The organism is Rhodococcus sp. DK176, assembly GCF_038447315.2.
Lineage (GTDB): Bacteria > Actinomycetota > Actinomycetes > Mycobacteriales > Mycobacteriaceae > Rhodococcus_F > Rhodococcus_F jostii_A.
Genome location: NZ_CP118321.2, coordinates 6585395 through 6602623 on the forward strand (window position 1 = coordinate 6585395; position 17229 = coordinate 6602623).

The window sequence follows — 17229 nt, forward strand, 5'->3', positions numbered from 1 at the left end:
CGCGTAGCAGTGTCGTCAGCGGAGGTACAGATGCCGTCGTCCCTCGTCGAGTACCCGAGTAGTGGTCCCTTCTTCCACGACGACCGGGTGGTCCGTGGCCGCGACGGCCTGCTCCGATACGGCGGGCTCAACCCGTCGCTCACCGAGTTGCTCGACATCTCCGTGCACCGCTACGCGGGCCGGATCGCCGTCGAGGAGGACGGTGGCCGGTCGCTCACGTTCTCGCAACTGTGGACGTCCGCGGCGCGGGTGGCCGGCGGGCTGAAGTCGAAGGGGGTCGAGATCGGCGACCGCGTCGCCGTCCGGCAGCCCGTGGGGGTTCGCTGGGTGGAGGCGTTCCTCGGCGTGTTGCTCGCCGGCGGCGTGCCGGTCGGGGTGAGCCCGGCACTCGACGACGCGCAGACCGGTGAGGTGCTCGCCGACAGCGAGTCGGTGCTGATCCTCGACGGCGAACTGCCGGAGGGTATCTCGTTCATCGACGACGGCGCGAGCCCCGACGAGCTGGTGCTGCTGTCGTACACGCCCGGCCCGTCGGACTCGCCGAAGGGTGTGGAGCTGAGCAACGAGAACGTCCTCTCGACCATCGAATCCGTGCTCCACGCGCGCGGGTTCAGCTCCGAGGGGCTGCGGAATCTCCTCGTCGAACCCGAACTGCACACCGTCGGATCGCTCGTCGAACTGCTCTCGACGCTGGTGGTGGGCGGAACGGTCCTGTTGACCGGGAGTACCGACGCCGCGTCGTGGCGCGGCACCGGCGCCGACGTGCTCACCGCGGCGCCCGCCGTCCTCCTGCGGGCCGTGGAGAACTCGCGGGTGACGAGTTTCGGCCGGCGCGCGGTGCGCTGGATCGACTACAGCGGCTCCGGTCTGTCCCTGGAGCAGTCGCAACTGCTCCGCCGGACGTTCCCCGCGGCCAGGCACTTCCTCGGGTGGGGAATGACCGAGACGTGTGGGGCCGGGCTGGCGCTGCCCGACGAGTGCGCTCTGACACACGCGGGCAGTGTGGGTGTCGCGTTCGGCGGGATGGAGGTGGCCCTCCTCGGACCGGACGCCGGCCGCGGTGTCGGCGAATTGCTGTGCCGCGGTCCGGGAGTCAGCCGCGGCTACTGGAACCGGCCCGAGGTCACCGCGCAGACCTTCACGGGTGGCTGGTTTCACACCGGCGACACCGCGAATATCGACGGCGACGGCTTCGTCCGTATCGTCGACCGCGACACCGCTGCCTAGGTGGTGCGAAAGGCAGGTATCCACCCGTGAGCTCTCCCGTCGCCGAGCTGCACATGCACATCGAGGGGTCCCTCGAACCCGAGCTGATCTTCGCGCTGGCCGAACGGAATTCCGTGCAGCTGCCCTACGCGGACCTCGACGATCTCCGGTCGCGGTACGAGTTCACCGATCTGCAGTCGTTCCTCGACCTGTACTTCGCCAACATGCAAGTGCTGCGGACGGCGCAGGACTTCGCGGACCTCACCCGCGCCTATTTCGCGCGGGCGTCGGCGGGCGGCGTCGCGCACGTGGAGTTCTTCTTCAACCCGCAGGCCCACGTCAATCGTGGTGTGCCGCTGCACGAGGTGCTCGACGGAATCATGGATGCGGTGGGCACCAGTGAGCGGGAGTTCGGCCTCAGCAGCGCCGCGATCGCCGCGATCCTGCGGGACCGTCCCGTGCACGAGGCGGAGGAAGTGTTCTCGGAGATCATCCGGTTGCAGACGCCGATCGTCGGGCTCGGGCTGGACTCGGCCGAGGTGGGCAACCCGCCGTCGCTGTTCGAGGACGTCTTCGCCCGCGCCCGGTCGGAGGGGCTGCACGTGGTCGCCCACGCAGGCGAGGAAGGCCCGCCGGAGTACATCTGGCAGGCGCTCGACCTCCTCGGCGCCGAGCGCATCGACCACGGGGTGCGGGCGCTCGAGGACCCGGCGCTCGTGGCGCGTCTGGTGGACGAGGAAGTGCCGCTGACCGTGTGCCCGCTGTCGAACGTGCGACTGTGCGTCGTCGACTCGCTGTCCGAGCACCCGTTGCGGACCATGCTGGAGGCGGGTCTGCTCGTCACCGTGAACTCCGACGACCCCGCGTACTTCGGCGGGTACGTCGACGACAACTTCGCCCAGCTGCGGGATCAGCTCGACCTCACCGATGCCGAGCGGGAAACCCTGGCGCGCAACTCGATCAAAGCGTCGTTCGCGAGCGACGCGCGCAAGGCGCAACTGCTCCGCGGGTGACGGTCCCCGCCGTCAGTCGATCAGCCCCGAGCCGCCCAGACCGGCGACGACGGCCAGGACGTCCCGGTCGCGGCCGTGCGGGCCGACCAGGCAGAGGCCGACGGGAACTCCGTCGTCGGTGCGCAACGGCACGGTCGCGTTGGGCAGCCCGGAGATGGTCGCGAGGCACGTGAGCATGCCGGTGGCGCGCATCGTGTTCCGGAACCGGTCACCGCTGGGGTAGCTCGTCCGCTCGGGGGGCGTGGAGGAGGTCGCCGGCAGCAGGAGCAGGCTGTCGCCCACGTACGCGGTGATCGTCTGCGACGCCTCGCCGAGCTTGATCAGCTTCCGGCCGTACGTGGATTCCCAGATGCGGCTCGCGTCGGCGAAATTGCGGCCGGGTTCGTCGCCGAGCGACGTCATCGCCCCGCTCACCCAGTCGCCGTGCAGCCGCCACGCCTCGTAGCCCTGCACGGCGACGACGGCGTCGTACCAGTCGGGAAGCCGGCCGATGTCCGTGTCGGTCCACGTCAGCCGGGGGAGGGAACTCTTCTCCCACGCGGTGAGGGCGCGCCGCACCGCGCCGAGCGCCCCCGCCTCGGCGACGGCGTTGATGCCGTCCGAGGTGAGCGCGCTGCGGAACGGGGTCTCCGCCGTGAGCGGGAGAAGCGCGCCGGAGACCGCGACGAGGGTGTCGAGGTCGCCGCAGACCCACGCCGGGGTGTCGAACGTGGGGGACAGCGGAAACAGCCCGTCGGTGGAGACGGCGCCCCGGGACGGTGCGAAGCCGTACAGGCCCTGATACGAGGCGGGGATGCGGACGGAACCGGTGGTGTCGATACCCAATCCGATGTCGGCCGAACCCTGCGCGACCGCACTCGCGGCGCCCGACGTCGCACCACCGGGCAGGCGGTCCTCGGCGCGGGGGTTGGGCGGCGTGCCGAATTGCTGGTTGATGCCGGAATGCCCGTAACCGAGGTCGTCGGTCTGCGCCAGGCCGACGACGCGGGCGCCCTGACCGAGGAGGCGCGCCACCACTGCGGCGGTACCCGTCTCGACTGGAGCCTCGGCGAGCCGCCGTCCGCTGCCCGCACCGATCTGCTGTCCCGCAACGGCGTACAGGTCGGTGACCGCGAGTCGCATGCCGGCGAGGGGCCCGTCGCCGGTCGGCGCGACCAGCGGATCGCCCTGCACGCGCCACGTCGCCTTGTCGACCGGTGCGAACTCGGACACCGCGCCGCCGTCCGGAACGGACAAGCCGTCGGGAAGCGGCGGAACCTGCGGGTCGTGCAGGCGTTCCCCGCACGCGCCGAGCATCACGGCGCCGATCGCCGCTGCCCCGGACGCACCCGCGACGCGCAGGAAGTCGCGACGGTCGAAAGATCGACTGGGGGCCACCTAGCTCACGTTAGCGACCCAGGACCTGCTGCAGGTACGCGTTGCCGAACATTCGCCCGGGGTCGTACTTGTCGCGCACGGCGAGGAACTCGTCGAAGTTCGGATACGCGGGCCGCAAGTCGTCGGCGGTGCGGCCGTGCATCTTGCCCCAGTGCGGTCGCCCGTCCACTTCCCGGGCGATGGCCTCGACCGCGGCGAAGTACGGCTCGTGATCTCGGCGATGGTACTGGTGAACGGCGATGTACGCCGTGTCCCGGCCGTTCGCCGTCGACAGCCAGACGTCGTCGCCCGCGGCGAACCGGACCTCGACGGGGAACGCGACCGTGAAACCGGACTCCTCCACCCACGCATCGATCGCCGCGAGAGTGTCGGGGAGGGCCTCGGTGGGAACCGCGTATTCCATCTCCCGGAACTTGACCCGGCGTTCCGACGCGAAGACGCGGTAGCTGCGGTCGGTGAATTCGCGCGCGCTCAGCATGCGCGACGACAGCCGATTGATCTTCGGGATCGTCGTCGGGGCAAGGCCCGCGACCCTGTTGATGCCCTCGAACAAGACATTCGCGAGCAGTTCGTCTTCGACGTAGGCGCGGACCGGGTGTAGGGGAGAAACCGGGGTGTCGCCGGGTAGCCGGGTGTTGCGTTTCGTCAGGACGCGGCGGGTGTGGGGAAACCAGTAGAACTCGAAGTGGTCGATCGTGGTGCGGTCGTGGTCGAGCCGGTCGAGGATGGCGTCCAACGACTCGGGCTTCTCGACGGCGTGCATCACGTAGTTCGGCACGCATTGGATCGTGACCTTCGAGATGATGCCCACGGCGCCGAGCCCGAGGCGTGCCGCCTCGAACAGTTCGGGGTTCTCGGTGGGGGAGCAGTCGGCCACCGAGCCGTCCGCCAGCACCACCTGCAGGGCGCGGACCTGAGTGGCGAGACCTCCGAAACGCGCGCCGGTGCCGTGGGTTCCGGTGGACAGCGCACCCGCGATGGACTGCACGTCGATATCACCCAGGTTGATCATCGCCAGGCCACGGTGCCAGAGTTGCTCGCTCAGGTCGTGCAGCCGCGTGCCGGCGAGGACGGTGACGAGGGCCCCCGCCGGTTCGTCGAGGGTGACGGATTCGATCCCGGTGAGGGCGTCGAGGCTGACGAGGATCCCGTCGGTGACGGCGACCCCGGTGAAGGAGTGACCCGACCCGACGGCCTTGACTCGCTGTCCGTGCTCCGCGGCACCGGAGACGAGCGCGCTGAGTTCCTCCACCGAGCGCGGAGTCGCGAAGCGCAGCGGGTTCGCCGTCTCGGTGCCCGCCCAGTTGCGCCATGTGTCCTGTGCCATTCGCCCATCATGAACCTGGACGCTCGTCCAGGCAAATGGCGGGTTGGTCGGGCGTCCGTGTTGGTCGTGGGCGAGGCCCCCGCAGGTTCTACGATCAGAGGATGCTGAACAGGCTTCCTGCGGATGAACGTCGTGCCCAACTCGTCGAGTCGGCGCTGGCCATCGCGGAGCAGCGCGGCGTCGCGTCGGTCACGGTGCGTGCCGTGGCGGAGGAGGCGGGCGTCTCGCTCGGTGTGGTGCACTACTGCTTCGAGAGCAAGGAGGAGCTCCTCGCGGCGATGGGCGAGAGCCTGGTTCTTCAGCTCAGCGCGTCGATGCGACTGGCGTTCGGTCAGGTGCGGCACGCGCCGGACCTGCGCGGGATCGACGGTCTGCGCGAACTCCTCCACATCGGGATCAGCGGAATGTGGCCGATCATCGAGGCCACCCCGGACCGTCAGTTGCTGACATACGAGATCACCGCGCAGGCGCTGCGGCACCGCGCGTCCGGGAGCGAGCGGGCCGGCGATATCGCCGGTCAGCAGTACCGGACCATGGATGAGGAGGCGATCGAGTTCCTCGTCGAGTGTGCCCGCATCGCGGAAGTCGGCTGGGCCACCCCGGTCGAGGCGATCGCGCGGTTCGGGCTGGCGATCCTGGACGGGCTCGTGCTGCGGTGGCTGGTGGACCGCGACAGCGAGGCGATGATCGCGGCGCTGGACGACATGGTGCACGTGATCGCGTCGAAGGCGGTCGAGCGGGCCTGAGCGGGTCCGATTCGATCTGGACAATCGTCCAACTCGGTGGTTGACTGGCGTCGCAGACCGATGGAAAAGATTGGACGAACTGTGACGCCCACGCTCGACCGTCTCATCGCCTCGACCACCGAGGTCGACCCGCCGCTGGCCGCGCTCGACCTGACCACCCTGCGCGCGAACGCCGCCGACCTGGTGCTGCGCGCGGGCGGCACCCCCGTCCGCGTCGCCAGCAAGTCCGTTCGCTGCCGCGCGGTACTCCAGGTCGCGCTGGGGGAGAAGCTCACCGGGGCCGGCGGGTTCCGCGGGATCATGGCGTATTCATTGCGCGAGGCGATCTGGCTCGCCCGCCGCGGCGCGGACGACATCCTCATGGGCTACCCGACGGTCGACCGCGGGGCCCTCGCCGAACTCGCGGCCGACCCCGAACTGCTGAACCGGATCACGTTGATGGTCGACAGCGACGACCACCTCGACTTCGTTCTCGCCGCGGCCGGCACCACCTCCCTCCGGGCCCGGCTGTGCATCGACGTGGACGCCTCGCTGCGGTTCGGTCCCCTCCACATCGGGGTCCGCCGTTCCCCGCTCCGCGAACCGTCCACCGTCGCCGCCTTCGCGAAGCGGGCCGCGGGGCGGGGGTTCGCCGTCGTCGGCGTCATGTTCTACGAGGCACAGATCGCGGGTCTGCCCGATTCCAGTCCACCGATCGGCTGGATGAAGCGGGCGTCCGCGAACGAACTCGCGACCCGTCGCGATGCCGTGGTGAACGCCGTGCAGTCGGAGGTCGGGGTGCTCGAGATCGTCAACAGCGGGGGCACCGGCTCCCTCGAGGTGAGCTCCGCGGACCCGGTCGTGACGGAGGTGACGGCCGGTTCCGGCCTGTACGTCCCGACGCTCTTCGACAGGTACCGCGCGTTCCGTCCGCACCCGTCGCTGTACTTCGCCCTCTCGGCGGTCCGGCGGCCGACTCCCGGCATCGCGACGCTGTTCGGCGGCGGCTATATCGCCTCCGGTCCCGCCGGGGGCAGTCGGGTGCCCAAGCCGGTGTGGCCGCCGCGGCTGAAGCTACTGCGCAACGAGGGCGCAGGCGAGGTCCAGACCCCGGTGACCGGAAAGGCTGCCGCGGATCTCGGCATCGGCGACCGGGTGTGGTTCCGGCACGCGAAGGCCGGCGAGCTGTGCGAGCGGTTCACCGAGGTGCACCTCGTCGAGTCGGACGGCTCCCGCACCGTGGTGCCCACCTACCGCGGCGAAGGTCAGTGCTTCGGCTGACCGGTGAGCCGCATGAAGGCACCCAGCTCGGTCAGACCTTCCGGGGTGCTCGGCATGTACTGCGTCAACGATTCCGACCGGACGATGATCGCCGCCCACTTGCCGCGGGACACCGCCACGTTCATCCGGTTCCGCGACAGCAGGAACGACATGCCGCGCGGCACGTCCTCGATCGCCGACGCAGTCATCGACACGATGGCGACGGCCGCCTCCCGGCCCTGGAACTTGTCGACCGTGCCCACCTCGACCTTGTCGAGACCGACCGCGGCCAGATTGCGTTCGATCAACCCGACCTGCGCGTTGTACGGCGCCACCACCAGGATGTCGGACTCGTCGAGTGGGCGGGTGCCCTCGAACTCGCTGGGGTCGGTCCAGCCGGAACCGAGCAGCTTCGTGATCCGGTTGACCACCTCCCGCGATTCCTCCGGGGATTGGGTGGCGTTGCCCTGGTGGTCGACGAAGACGGTGTGCACACCCGCCCCCATGCCGTCGAGTCGCCGTGCGGCACTGGCCGATTCCTGCGAACGCAGCTTGCCGTCGTAGGACAGCGTCGATACGGGTGCGCACAGTTCCGGGTGCATCCGCCACGTGCGCTCGAGGAAATAACCCCGGCTCGCGGGCAGCGCCCCGTGCCCCTCGGCGAGCCACCCGAGGGCCGACGCGTCCACCGGTTCCGGGTGGGTGCCCTGGCTGACCTGCGGAAGTTGCTGGGGGTCGCCGAGAAGCAGGAGGTTGCGGGCCGCCCCGCCCACCGCGATGGTGTTGGCGAGAGCGAACTGCCCGGCCTCGTCGATGACCAGCAGATCGAGGCTGCCGGGCCGAACGCGGTCGGTGTTCGCGAAATCCCAGGCGGTCCCGCCGATCACGCAACCCGTCTCCTCGGCCTGGTCGATGAAACCCGGGTAGTCGTTGGAGCTGATGTCGGTCCACGTCGCGGCGCGATGCCGCCCGTCCTTTTTCGCGACGAGTTCGGCGGGGAGCCCGGCCTTCACGACGCCGCCGAGCATGTTCTCGATCACCGAATGCGACTGCGCGACCACGCCGATCCGCCAGTGGTGCTGCTCGACGAGCGCCTTGATCACCCGGGCCCCGGTGTACGTCTTGCCGGTGCCGGGAGGTCCCTGCACTGCGACGTACGAGTCTTCGAGGTCGAGTAGTGCCGCGGTGATCGCGCCCGCGTAGTCCGTGCCGTCGACGGGCGGGAGCGGGTTCCCGCTCCGGGTGCGCGGGTCGGACCGCCGCAGAATGTCCACCGACGCGCACAACGGGAGCTCCGGCAGCGGTGCGCACATGTCGTCCGCGGCCACCGCGATGGACGATTCGATGCGGTCGGTCGTGATCGGGGGACCGGGGGTGATCGCCGTCGGAAGTTGCCCGTACTCCTCGCCGTTCAGGAGTTCCTCGACGATCACGACGTCGCGGCGCCGGCCGTCCTTCCCGACGTCGAGCACGTTGACCGTGCACGTTCCCCGCTGCTGCGGATTGTCGCCCGCGACCGCCTCGGGTGCGGGAGTGTCGTAGAGCGCGTACATCGTGGTCTTGGGCCCCACCGTGCTCCCGGTCCCGAAACGGCCGGTGAGCTGCAGGCGCCGGCGCAGCTTGCGTTGCCGCGGGCTGCTCTTGTGCCAGTTCTCCTCGACGACCGCGGACGACACCACCAGAACGTCCCGGATGTCGGACAGTTCGTCGTGCGGCACGACCAGCCGGTCGAAGTGCGCCCACCAGAACGGTTTCCGCTCGCGGCGGTGGTAGCCGACCGCCGCCGCCATGAGTGCGGCCGCATGCTGATCGTGCCCGCGGTGCTCGCTCGGTCCGTGCCCGGCGAACTCGCGCAACGCCGCCTCCGCGGGGGTGCAGTCCTCGGTCACCGGGGTGGGCCCGTCGCCGGGCGGCCGGAGAGCCACGCCGTGCGTCTCCGCCTGCCCGATCAACCAGTCGCGCAGCCGCAGCGTGGAATCGCAGTCGTACTCGTTGTAGTCGGCGATGCCCTGCAGCAGCGCGCGTGCCTCGTCCTCGCGGCCGTTGTCGCGGTGATCGCAGTAGTCGGCGTACGCGACCACCGACGCGGCGGCGTTGGTGACGTCGCCGTCGCGCGGCTGCTCCGGCATGTACAGCGGTTCGAGTTTCTTGATGCTGTAGGACCGTTCGCCGATGCGCAGGCACCCGCGCACCACCGGATACAAATCGACGAGGACGTTGTCGCGCAGCAGGGTGTCGACGGTCTCCTCGCCGACGCCGTGCCGTCCCGCCAGTCGCAGCAGCGCCGATTTCTCGTACGCGGCGTAGTGGTAGATGTGCATGTTCGGGTACTGCTGACGACGCGCGGTGACGTAGTCGAGGAAGTCGACGAGTGCCTGCCGCTCCTCGGCGCGGTCGTGTGCCCAGAACGGCCGGAACACGGCGGCGTCGGCGGGACCCTCGACTACACCGAAGAGGTATTCGAGACCCCAGTCCGTGGATCCGTTCTCGGCCCAGAGCGGGTCTCCTTCGAAGTCGAAGAAGATGTCGCCGTCGTCCGGTTCGGGCAGCCCGCCCAGAGCCTGCGGGGCGTACACCTGGAACTCGGGGGTGCCCGATGACTCCTGCCGCAACTGCAGGGCCGCCTGCGCGCGAAGCGATTCCAGGGTGCGCTCGGGGAGGCCCTCGACGCTGCCCGCATGCGCGGCGAGGGCATCGAGGGTGCCGATCCCGGCCGCGATCAGCCGGCTCCGCTGCGTCGTGCGCATTCCGGCCACCAGCAGGAGGTCGCGGTGCTGCTCCACCTCCGGGGTGCACGTGTCGCACCGGCCGCACGCCGTGTACCGGGGGTCGCCCCACTCCGCGAGCGACTGCTCGTCGCGGTGCTCGTCGAGAATTCGTTCGAGCGAGGACCGTCGCGCGGAGTACACGGGAACGATGTCGCCGAGCGAGTGCGCCGAGTCGCTGTCGTCGCCGAGCAGCAGGTGGACGTCCGGGGACGTCGGGATCCCGTTGTCGGCCAGCGCTTCCGCGTACGCGGCGAGCTGCAGCAGGGCCGACACCTTCGCGTGCCGTGACAGTTTGGTGTCGTATACGGCATACGTGTCGCCGTCGCGGACGAGGAAATCGCAGAAACCCAGGAAGCGGCCGTCGAAGAACGTCCCCTGGTACACGACGTCGGCGCCGCCGCGGATCGCCTCCACGGTGGCCAGGTTCGCGTCGAACAGGCCCACCGCGGTGTATTCGGGACGGTCCATCGTGACCACCCCGTCGCCGTACTCGGCGCGGAACTGCTCGAGCCGGCGATGTTCGTGCGCATCGCCGAGGCTGGACGTCCGTCGCAGCATCGGATCGTCGTCGACGGACGGGGCGGCGGAACCGGCGCCGGCGAGCCCGAGTGTGGCGTCCAACCGGCGCAACAACGCGAACTCGCAGGTGGCGGCCGCGGAGAGGTCGCTGGCGCTGTAGACGATGGTGTCGTCGAGGAGGAACACAGCTACGTCCCCAGTTCTGCCGGTGAGTTCACCCGGCCGATTGTGCCATCGGGGTGCGACAGGCCCAGAATGGCAGCCATGCCTTTCTTCGACGGCCACTCCGGACGAGTCCACTACCGGCACTGGAGCGCGGTGGGAGGACCCGTCGCCCAGTTGGTGTTTCTCCACGGCATGGGGCAGCACACGGGTCACTACCACCGGTTCGCGCGCGGACTGACGCCTGCCGGAATCGGGGTGTGGGGAATCGACCAGGCCGGTCACGGATTGTCCGAAGGCGACCATCCGGGATCGGTGGCGGACCTGGCGGAGGACGCCGCGCTTCTCACCGGCCTCGCCGGCAGGCACGCGCCGGATGTTCCGCTCGTGCTCATGGGTCATTCGCTCGGTGCCGCGGTCTCGATGGAACTTCTCGCGTCCGGTGACTCCGGTTTCCGGGGCGCGATTCTGTGCGGGACACCGAAGACCGCCGCCGTGCAGCAGACGGCGGACGCGCTCGGGTCACTCGGGATTCCGCTGCTCGCGGTTCACGGCGTCGACGACCGCATCGCACCGATCGACCCCGTCCGGGACTGGGCGGCGGGGATCGGACGCCTCGAGTTCCGGGAGTTCGACGACGCCGGACACGACCTGCTTCACGAGAAGGTCCACGCCACCGTGACCGCGGTGGTCCGCGACTTCGTCCTCGGCGCTGCGCACCCGTGAGTGCCCGAGGAGTCTCTGCACTCCTCGAACACTCACGGGCGGCGGAGCCGCCTACGCGTAGATGGCCTCGATGGCCGCGCCGTGCTCCTTGTGGATGACGTTCCGCTTCAGCTTCAGCGTGGGCGTGAGCTCACCGGTCTCCTGCGTGAAGTCGACCTCGAGGATGCGGTACTTCTTGATCCGCTCCGGGTTGGACACCTTCTTGTTGCCCTCGGCCACGGCCTCGTCGATCTCGGCGACCAAGTCGGGGTTCTTCACCAGCTCGGACACCGGGGTGTCGGCGGCCAGCCCGTGGCGTTCCTTCCAGCCCGGGAGGGTTTCGGAGTCGAGGGTGATGAGCGCGCCGATGAACGGCTTGCCGTCGCCGACGACGAGGCACTGGCTGATCAGCGGGTGCGCGCGGAGTGCGTCCTCGAGGACCGCGGGCGCGACGTTCTTGCCGCCCGCGGTGACGATGATTTCCTTCTTGCGACCGGTGATCGAGATGTAGCCCTCTTCGTCGATCGAGCCGAGGTCGCCGGTGTGGAACCAGCCGTCCCGGATCGAATCCGCGGTGGCCTGCTCGTTGTGCCAGTACCCGCCGAACACGACGGGACCCTTCAGGAGCAGTTCGCCGTCCTCGCCGATCTTCGCGGCGTGACCGTCGATCGGCTTGCCGACGGTGCCGACCTTCTGCGCACGGGTGGTGTTCACGGAGATGGCGGCGCTCGTCTCGGTGAGACCGTAACCCTCGTACACCGGGACGCCGATGCCGCGGAAGAAGTGACCGAGGCGTGCACCGAGCGCGGCGCCACCGGAGACGGCGCGGTCGCACTCGCCGCCGAGTGCGGTGCGCAGCTTCGAGTAGACGAGCTTGTCGAACAGGGCGTGCTTGAGCTTGAGACCGAGCCCGGCGCCGCCGTTGTCCTGCGCCTCGCTGTACGCGATGGCGGTGGCGGACGCCTTCTCGAAGATGCTGCCCTTGCCGCCGTCGTATGCCTTCTGCTTGGCGGAGTTGTAGACCTTCTCGAACACGCGCGGCACCGACAGGATGAAGTGCGGCTTGAACGCGGCGAATTGGTCGAGCAGCGTGGTGAGGTCGGCGGTGTGCGCGACCGTGACCTTGGCGTCGAACGCGCCGAAGGAGATGGCGCGGGCGAAGACGTGCGCGAGGGGCAGGAACATCAGGGTGCGCCTGCCGGCGTACATCGCGTCGCTGAGCGCCAGCTTCACGGCCGCGGACTCCGCGTAGAAGTTGGAGTGGGTCAACTGCACGCCCTTGGGACGACCCGTGGTGCCCGACGTGTAGATGAGGGTCGCGGGCGAGGACGCGCGCACCTGGTGACGACGCTCGTGCAGCTGCTCGTCGGTGACGCCTTCGCCACGCTTCGACAGTTCGTCGATCGCCCCGCCTTCGATCTGCAGGACCTCCTTCAGGTCCGGCGCGGCGTCGGTGACGACCTTCAGCGCGTCGGCCTGCTTGGCGTTCTCGACGACCAGCAGCGATGTGCCGGAGTCTTCGAGGATCCACTTCGCCTGATCGGGTGCGGACGTTTCGTAGATGGCGACGGTGCACCCGCCTGCCGTCCAGATCGCGTAGTCGATGACGACCCACTCGTACCGGGTCGCCGACAGGATCGCGACGCGGTCGCCGAGCTCGACGCCGGAAGCGATGAGGCCCTTCGCGACGGCGGAGACCTGCTCCGCGAACTCGGCGGCGGTGACGTCTACCCACCCACCGTTGCCGGGGCGCTTGAACGGAACGAACTTCGGGTCTTCCTCGGCATGACGGAAGACCGTGTCCGCCATGGAGGCGTCCTCCGGAATTGAGAACGACTGCGGTACCGAGAATTCACGCACTATGACCCCTCCACTGAAACGACATGACGGATGTGCATTCGATCACATTTGTCCCAGTTTCGCACCAGGGTCGATGTCCGTTATGTGTATTTCTGTTCTGACCAGCGGAGATAAGTGTAACTCGGCGTAAACTGATAACTCAGGCAGCCTCTTCGAGACGCCGCGAGTTCGCCGACAGCCAGCGCCGGATCGCATAGTTCAACTGATCCGGATCGACACCGAGTTCGGTCGCCGTCGCCTCGAGGATCTCCTCGGCAGGGCCGTCGTCGGTGGCTTCCGAAATTCCGAGCGCGCCGCTGATGAACACGTCCGCCACCCGATTCGGCCGGACCCCGGGGATCCCGGCGAGCATCAGGAAGTGCGCCCACGTGACGTCGCTGCTCTCCCCGCACACCTCGATCCACGCGTCGTGGATCTGCTCCAGGGCGGCTTCGTCCCGGGCGGCCTCGAGAAGGTCGTCGATGCTGTTGATCCGGAGCTGGTGTAGCCGCTCCGCCGCCAGCTGGATGTGACGCGCCTCGATCGGCACACCGGTCGCGGAGTACCGCCGTTTGTACGAGCCGACCTTGCCCGCCCACTGATCCGAGCTGCCCGCCTCCTCGAACGTGCGGAGAAGGTCGCGGGCGCCGTCGGTGAGCGGCTGATCGGGGTGCGCCCGCCGGTACGCCAGATAGCCGTCGACGACGGCGACCTCGCTGTGCCCGGCGCTCGACTGCACCGATTCGATGATGCAGAGGGCCAGGCTGTGCCGGTAGGCATCGGAGGTGACCCAGCCGGACGGGTCGCCCAATCGGTCGCGGCAAGCGGTGACGACGGTTTCGACGGTATCGGCAGAGACGGTCACGAGATCCTCCAAAGGCAGTCTGTTCTGTGCTCTGTCCGGTGTATCGACAGGGCCTCCGGGAACGTTGCACTGGAGCTGAAGATTCCTCGAGAACCACCGTCAGTGGTGGGCCAGCAGGTCTGTGACCTCGGTGTCCGAGAGTTGATGGAAATCGTCGTACGCGTTGCCGACGCCGCCGAGATCGGCCGGGACGTATGGGCAGACCACCTCGTCGGCGGTCACACGCAGACGGCCGACGGCCTCGGGCGCAGCCACCGGGACCGCGACGATCACGCGTGCCGCGCCCAGTTTCTTCACCGACTGGCAGGCCACCGCCGCGGTCGCGCCCGTGGCCATGCCGTCGTCGACGAGGACAGCTGTGCGGCCCTTGAGTGACGCTCGCGGCTTCCCGCCGCGGAGCACCCGAGCCCGCCGTTCGAGTTCGCGGCGCTCCTTCGCCTCGACCATGGCGAGTGCGGTCTTGCTGATCCGGGCGATGCGGAGGACGTCGTCGTTGATCACCCGGGATTCGCCCTCGCCGATGGCACCCATGGCGAGTTCCGGCTGCCACGGGACACCCAGTTTGCGGACGAGCACGACGTCGAGAGGGGCCGACAGGGCGGCAGCGACTTCGAACGCGACGGGGACGCCGCCGCGCGGCAGACCGAGCACCACCAGATCGGTGCCGCGCAGGTGCTCCAGTGCGGCGGCCAGTCTGCGACCGGCGTCGGCGCGACTGGTGTACAACATCGAACGCTCCGTGATCGGGGAGAACTGTTCGTCTCCGACGCTACTCCCGATCGCGCCGTTCAGATCTCGCTGACGGTGAATCGGCGCAGGGCGAGGGCGGGGTTCTTCTCCCGCACCTCGGTGATCCGCTCCGCGCTGACCGCCGCGACCGCGGTGCCCACCCGCTCGCCGAGCGACGCGAGAGTCACGCCCATCGGATCGACGATCATGCTGTTCCCGGCCCCGGTGCGCGCGCTCTGGTCGGCGGCGGCCACATACACGGTGTTCTCGATGGCGCGCGCCCGCACGAGCGTGGACCAGTGGTCCTCCTTCAACGGTCCGGGCACCCACTGCGCGGGCAGCAGCAGCACGTCGGCGCCCGCGTCGACGATGCGGCGGGTGACCTCGGGGAACCGGAGGTCGTAGCAGGTCTGCATGCCGAACGTGAGGCCGTCGACGGCGAAGGTCTGCGGGGCGTCGATCTCCCCGGCGCGGATGACGTCGGATTCCTTGTAGCCGAACGCGTCGTACAGGTGGAGTTTGCGGTAGGTGGCGACGATGTCGCCGCCCGGTCCGAGGGCGACGAGGGTGTTGGAGATGTGATCGTCCCCGGGCAAATGTTCGTTGACCCCTGCCACCAGGTGGACGTCGAGTTCCTTCGCGGTCGCGGCCAGCCCGCTGACGAACTCGCCGTCCAGGCCCTCGGCCGACTCGACGATCCGCTCGTCCGTCCGCGGCGCCGTGAACATCGCGTACTCGGGCGCCACCACCACCTTCGCGCCGCGGCCCGCGGCCTCGGCGGCGAGCGTGCGGAGGGTGCGCAGGTTCTCCTGCTTGTCCTGACCGGGAGCGAACTGAATGACAGCGACATCGACCATGCCGTCCACGCTAGGCGACGACCCCGCGGCAGGTGTCTCCCGTCCCGGTCGCCGCGTATTTCCACGGCGTGGCGATGCACTGTGGACTCGTGCACTAAACTGCTGGTCAATGAGTGATATCGAGCGTGACCCCGAACCCCCCACTTTTGCCGACCTCGACATCGATGATCGGGTCTTGAAGGCACTGTCCGATGTGGGCTACGAGTCGCCCTCGCCGATCCAGGCAGCCACCATTCCGCCCCTCCTCGCCGGCAACGACGTCGTCGGCCTGGCGCAGACCGGCACCGGCAAGACCGCTGCGTTCGCGGTTCCGATCCTCTCGAAGATCGACCTGACGCAGAAGTCGCCGCAGGCGTTGGTCCTCGCGCCGACGAGGGAGCTGGCCCTGCAGGTCGCGGAGGCGTTCGGCAAGTACTCCGCCCATATCCCGGGCCTGCACGTCCTGCCCATCTACGGCGGTCAGAGCTACGGCGTCCAGCTGTCCGGACTGCGGCGCGGCGCGCACGTGGTCGTGGGCACGCCCGGTCGCGTGATCGACCACCTGGAGAAGGGCACGCTCGACCTGTCCAAGCTCTCCTACCTCGTCCTGGACGAGGCCGACGAGATGCTGAAGATGGGTTTCCAGGAGGACGTCGAGCGCATCCTCGCCGACACCCCGGAGTACAAGCAGGTGGCGCTGTTCTCGGCCACGATGCCGGGGGCCATCCGCAAGATCTCGAAGCAGTACATGCACGACCCCGTCGAGATCACGATGAAGTCGAAGACGTCGACCGCGTCCAACATCTCGCAGCGGTACGTCCAGGTGGCGCACCAGCGCAAGCTCGACGCCCTGACGCGTGTCCTCGAGGTCGAGGACTTCGAGGCGATGATCATCTTCGTGCGCACCAAGCAGGCCACCGAGGACCTCGCCGAAAAGTTGCGGTCTCGTGGTTTCTCCGCGTCGGCCATCAACGGCGACATCGTGCAGGCGCAGCGTGAGCGGACCATCGGCCAGCTCAAGAGCGGCGCCCTCGACATCCTCGTGGCCACCGACGTGGCTGCGCGTGGCCTGGATGTCGACCGCATCTCCCACGTCGTCAACTACGACATCCCGCACGACACGGAGTCGTACGTCCACCGGATCGGCCGTACCGGTCGCGCCGGCCGCGCGGGCGAGGCGTTGCTGTTCGTGGCACCGCGCGAGCGGCACCTGCTCAAGGCCATCGAGAAGGCGACCCGTCAGCCGCTGGCCGAGATGCAGCTGCCCAGCGTCGACGACGTCAATGCGCAGCGTGTGTCCAAGTTCGGCGACTCGATCACCGAGAGCCTCACGTCCGACAATCTGGCGTTGTTCCGCAAGATGATCGAGGACTACGAGCAGGAGCACGACGTGCCGCTCGCCGACATCGCCGCCGCGCTCGCGGTGCAGTCGCGCGACGGTGAGGCGTTCCTCATGGCACCCGAACCGCCGCCGGCGCCTCGCCGTGAGCGCGAGCCTCGTGAACGCCCGGCACGCCGGTTCGACGAGGGCCCCCCGACGCGGTCGCGTGGACCGGAGGGCCAGGAGCTCGCGACGTACCGGATCGCGGTCGGCAAGCGGCACCGTGTGGTGCCGGGTGCGATCGTCGGTGCCATCGCGAACGAGGGTGGGCTGCGGCGCAGCGATTTCGGGCACATCAGCATCCGCCCCGACCACAGCCTGGTGGAGTTGCCCGCCGACCTGTCCAGCGAGACCCTCGAAGCCCTGCGTCGTACCCGGATCTCCGGAGTGCTGATTCAGCTGCAACCCGATTCGGGTCCGCCGTCGGGCCGACCGCGTGGTGGCCGCGACGATCGGGCAGGCGGAAAGTTCCAGCGCGACCGGGACAGCAGGAAAAAGCCGCGCGAGTAGCTCTCAC

The 17229-nt window shown here is 69.0% G+C and carries 13 protein-coding genes; 6 read left to right on the forward strand and 7 right to left on the reverse strand.

Going from position 1 to position 17229, the window contains the following annotated elements:
- The first annotated feature begins 30 nt into the window (after positions 1–30).
- Both PSR88_RS30630 and PSR88_RS30635 read left to right on the forward strand, forming a co-directional pair.
- The gene (locus PSR88_RS30630; RefSeq protein ID WP_009479263.1) at positions 31–1227 is read left to right on the forward strand and encodes a class I adenylate-forming enzyme family protein; all 1197 of its coding nucleotides are present in this window, start codon (positions 31–33) and stop codon (positions 1225–1227) included.
- A 26-nt stretch (positions 1228–1253) separates the two neighbouring features.
- On the forward strand, positions 1254–2219 hold the full coding sequence (locus PSR88_RS30635; protein ID WP_011598076.1) for an adenosine deaminase: 966 nt from the start codon (positions 1254–1256) through the stop codon (positions 2217–2219).
- A 12-nt stretch (positions 2220–2231) separates the two neighbouring features.
- On the opposite strand, the gene PSR88_RS30640 is transcribed toward PSR88_RS30635, so the two are convergent.
- Complete coding sequence (locus tag PSR88_RS30640) at positions 2232–3596, reverse strand: amidase family protein (RefSeq protein WP_011598077.1); 1365 nt, start codon at positions 3594–3596, stop codon at positions 2232–2234.
- 10 nt (positions 3597–3606) lie between these two features.
- The gene (locus PSR88_RS30645; RefSeq protein ID WP_011598078.1) at positions 3607–4923 is read right to left on the reverse strand and encodes a D-arabinono-1,4-lactone oxidase; all 1317 of its coding nucleotides are present in this window, start codon (positions 4921–4923) and stop codon (positions 3607–3609) included.
- Positions 4924–5024: 101 nt separating this feature from the next.
- Here PSR88_RS30645 and PSR88_RS30650 point away from each other — a divergent pair, with 101 nt between their 5' ends.
- Together PSR88_RS30650 and PSR88_RS30655 are read left to right on the forward strand one after the other, a co-directional pair.
- On the forward strand, positions 5025–5669 hold the full coding sequence (locus PSR88_RS30650) for a TetR/AcrR family transcriptional regulator (protein ID WP_009479267.1): 645 nt from the start codon (positions 5025–5027) through the stop codon (positions 5667–5669).
- 60 nt (positions 5670–5729) lie between these two features.
- Positions 5730–6929 (forward strand): amino acid deaminase/aldolase, encoded by a 1200-nt coding sequence (locus PSR88_RS30655; protein WP_016883292.1) that lies wholly within the window; start codon positions 5730–5732, stop codon positions 6927–6929.
- On the opposite strand, the gene PSR88_RS30660 is transcribed toward PSR88_RS30655, so the two are convergent.
- Positions 6914–10381, reverse strand: coding sequence for a TM0106 family RecB-like putative nuclease (locus PSR88_RS30660; RefSeq protein ID WP_016883291.1), 3468 nt, complete (start codon positions 10379–10381; stop codon positions 6914–6916). The two genes, PSR88_RS30655 and PSR88_RS30660, sit on opposite strands and share 16 nt — an antisense overlap.
- Positions 10382–10459: 78 nt before the next feature.
- Here PSR88_RS30660 and PSR88_RS30665 point away from each other — a divergent pair, with 78 nt between their 5' ends.
- A complete protein-coding gene (locus tag PSR88_RS30665; protein ID WP_050787532.1) occupies positions 10460–11083 on the forward strand; it encodes an alpha/beta hydrolase in 624 nt (207 codons plus the stop codon).
- Between the two features lie 51 nt (positions 11084–11134).
- Here the strand turns inward: PSR88_RS30665 and PSR88_RS30670 are convergent, their stop codons facing one another.
- The 4 genes from PSR88_RS30670 to PSR88_RS30685 form a co-directional block, all read right to left on the reverse strand.
- The gene (locus PSR88_RS30670) at positions 11135–12922 is read right to left on the reverse strand and encodes an AMP-dependent synthetase/ligase (RefSeq protein ID WP_009479271.1); all 1788 of its coding nucleotides are present in this window, start codon (positions 12920–12922) and stop codon (positions 11135–11137) included.
- Between the two features lie 139 nt (positions 12923–13061).
- Entirely contained in the window at positions 13062–13766 is a 705-nt protein-coding gene (locus PSR88_RS30675; protein WP_029539483.1) for a hypothetical protein, read from the reverse strand.
- A 99-nt stretch (positions 13767–13865) separates the two neighbouring features.
- On the reverse strand, positions 13866–14495 hold the full coding sequence (locus tag PSR88_RS30680; RefSeq protein WP_009479273.1) for a phosphoribosyltransferase: 630 nt from the start codon (positions 14493–14495) through the stop codon (positions 13866–13868).
- Between the two features lie 59 nt (positions 14496–14554).
- A complete protein-coding gene (locus tag PSR88_RS30685; RefSeq protein WP_016883289.1) occupies positions 14555–15352 on the reverse strand; it encodes a carbon-nitrogen hydrolase family protein in 798 nt (265 codons plus the stop codon).
- A 109-nt stretch (positions 15353–15461) separates the two neighbouring features.
- On the opposite strand from PSR88_RS30685, the gene PSR88_RS30690 reads away from it, so the two are divergent.
- Entirely contained in the window at positions 15462–17222 is a 1761-nt protein-coding gene (locus PSR88_RS30690) for a DEAD/DEAH box helicase (RefSeq protein ID WP_009479275.1), read from the forward strand.
- Positions 17223–17229: the final 7 nt, after the last annotated feature.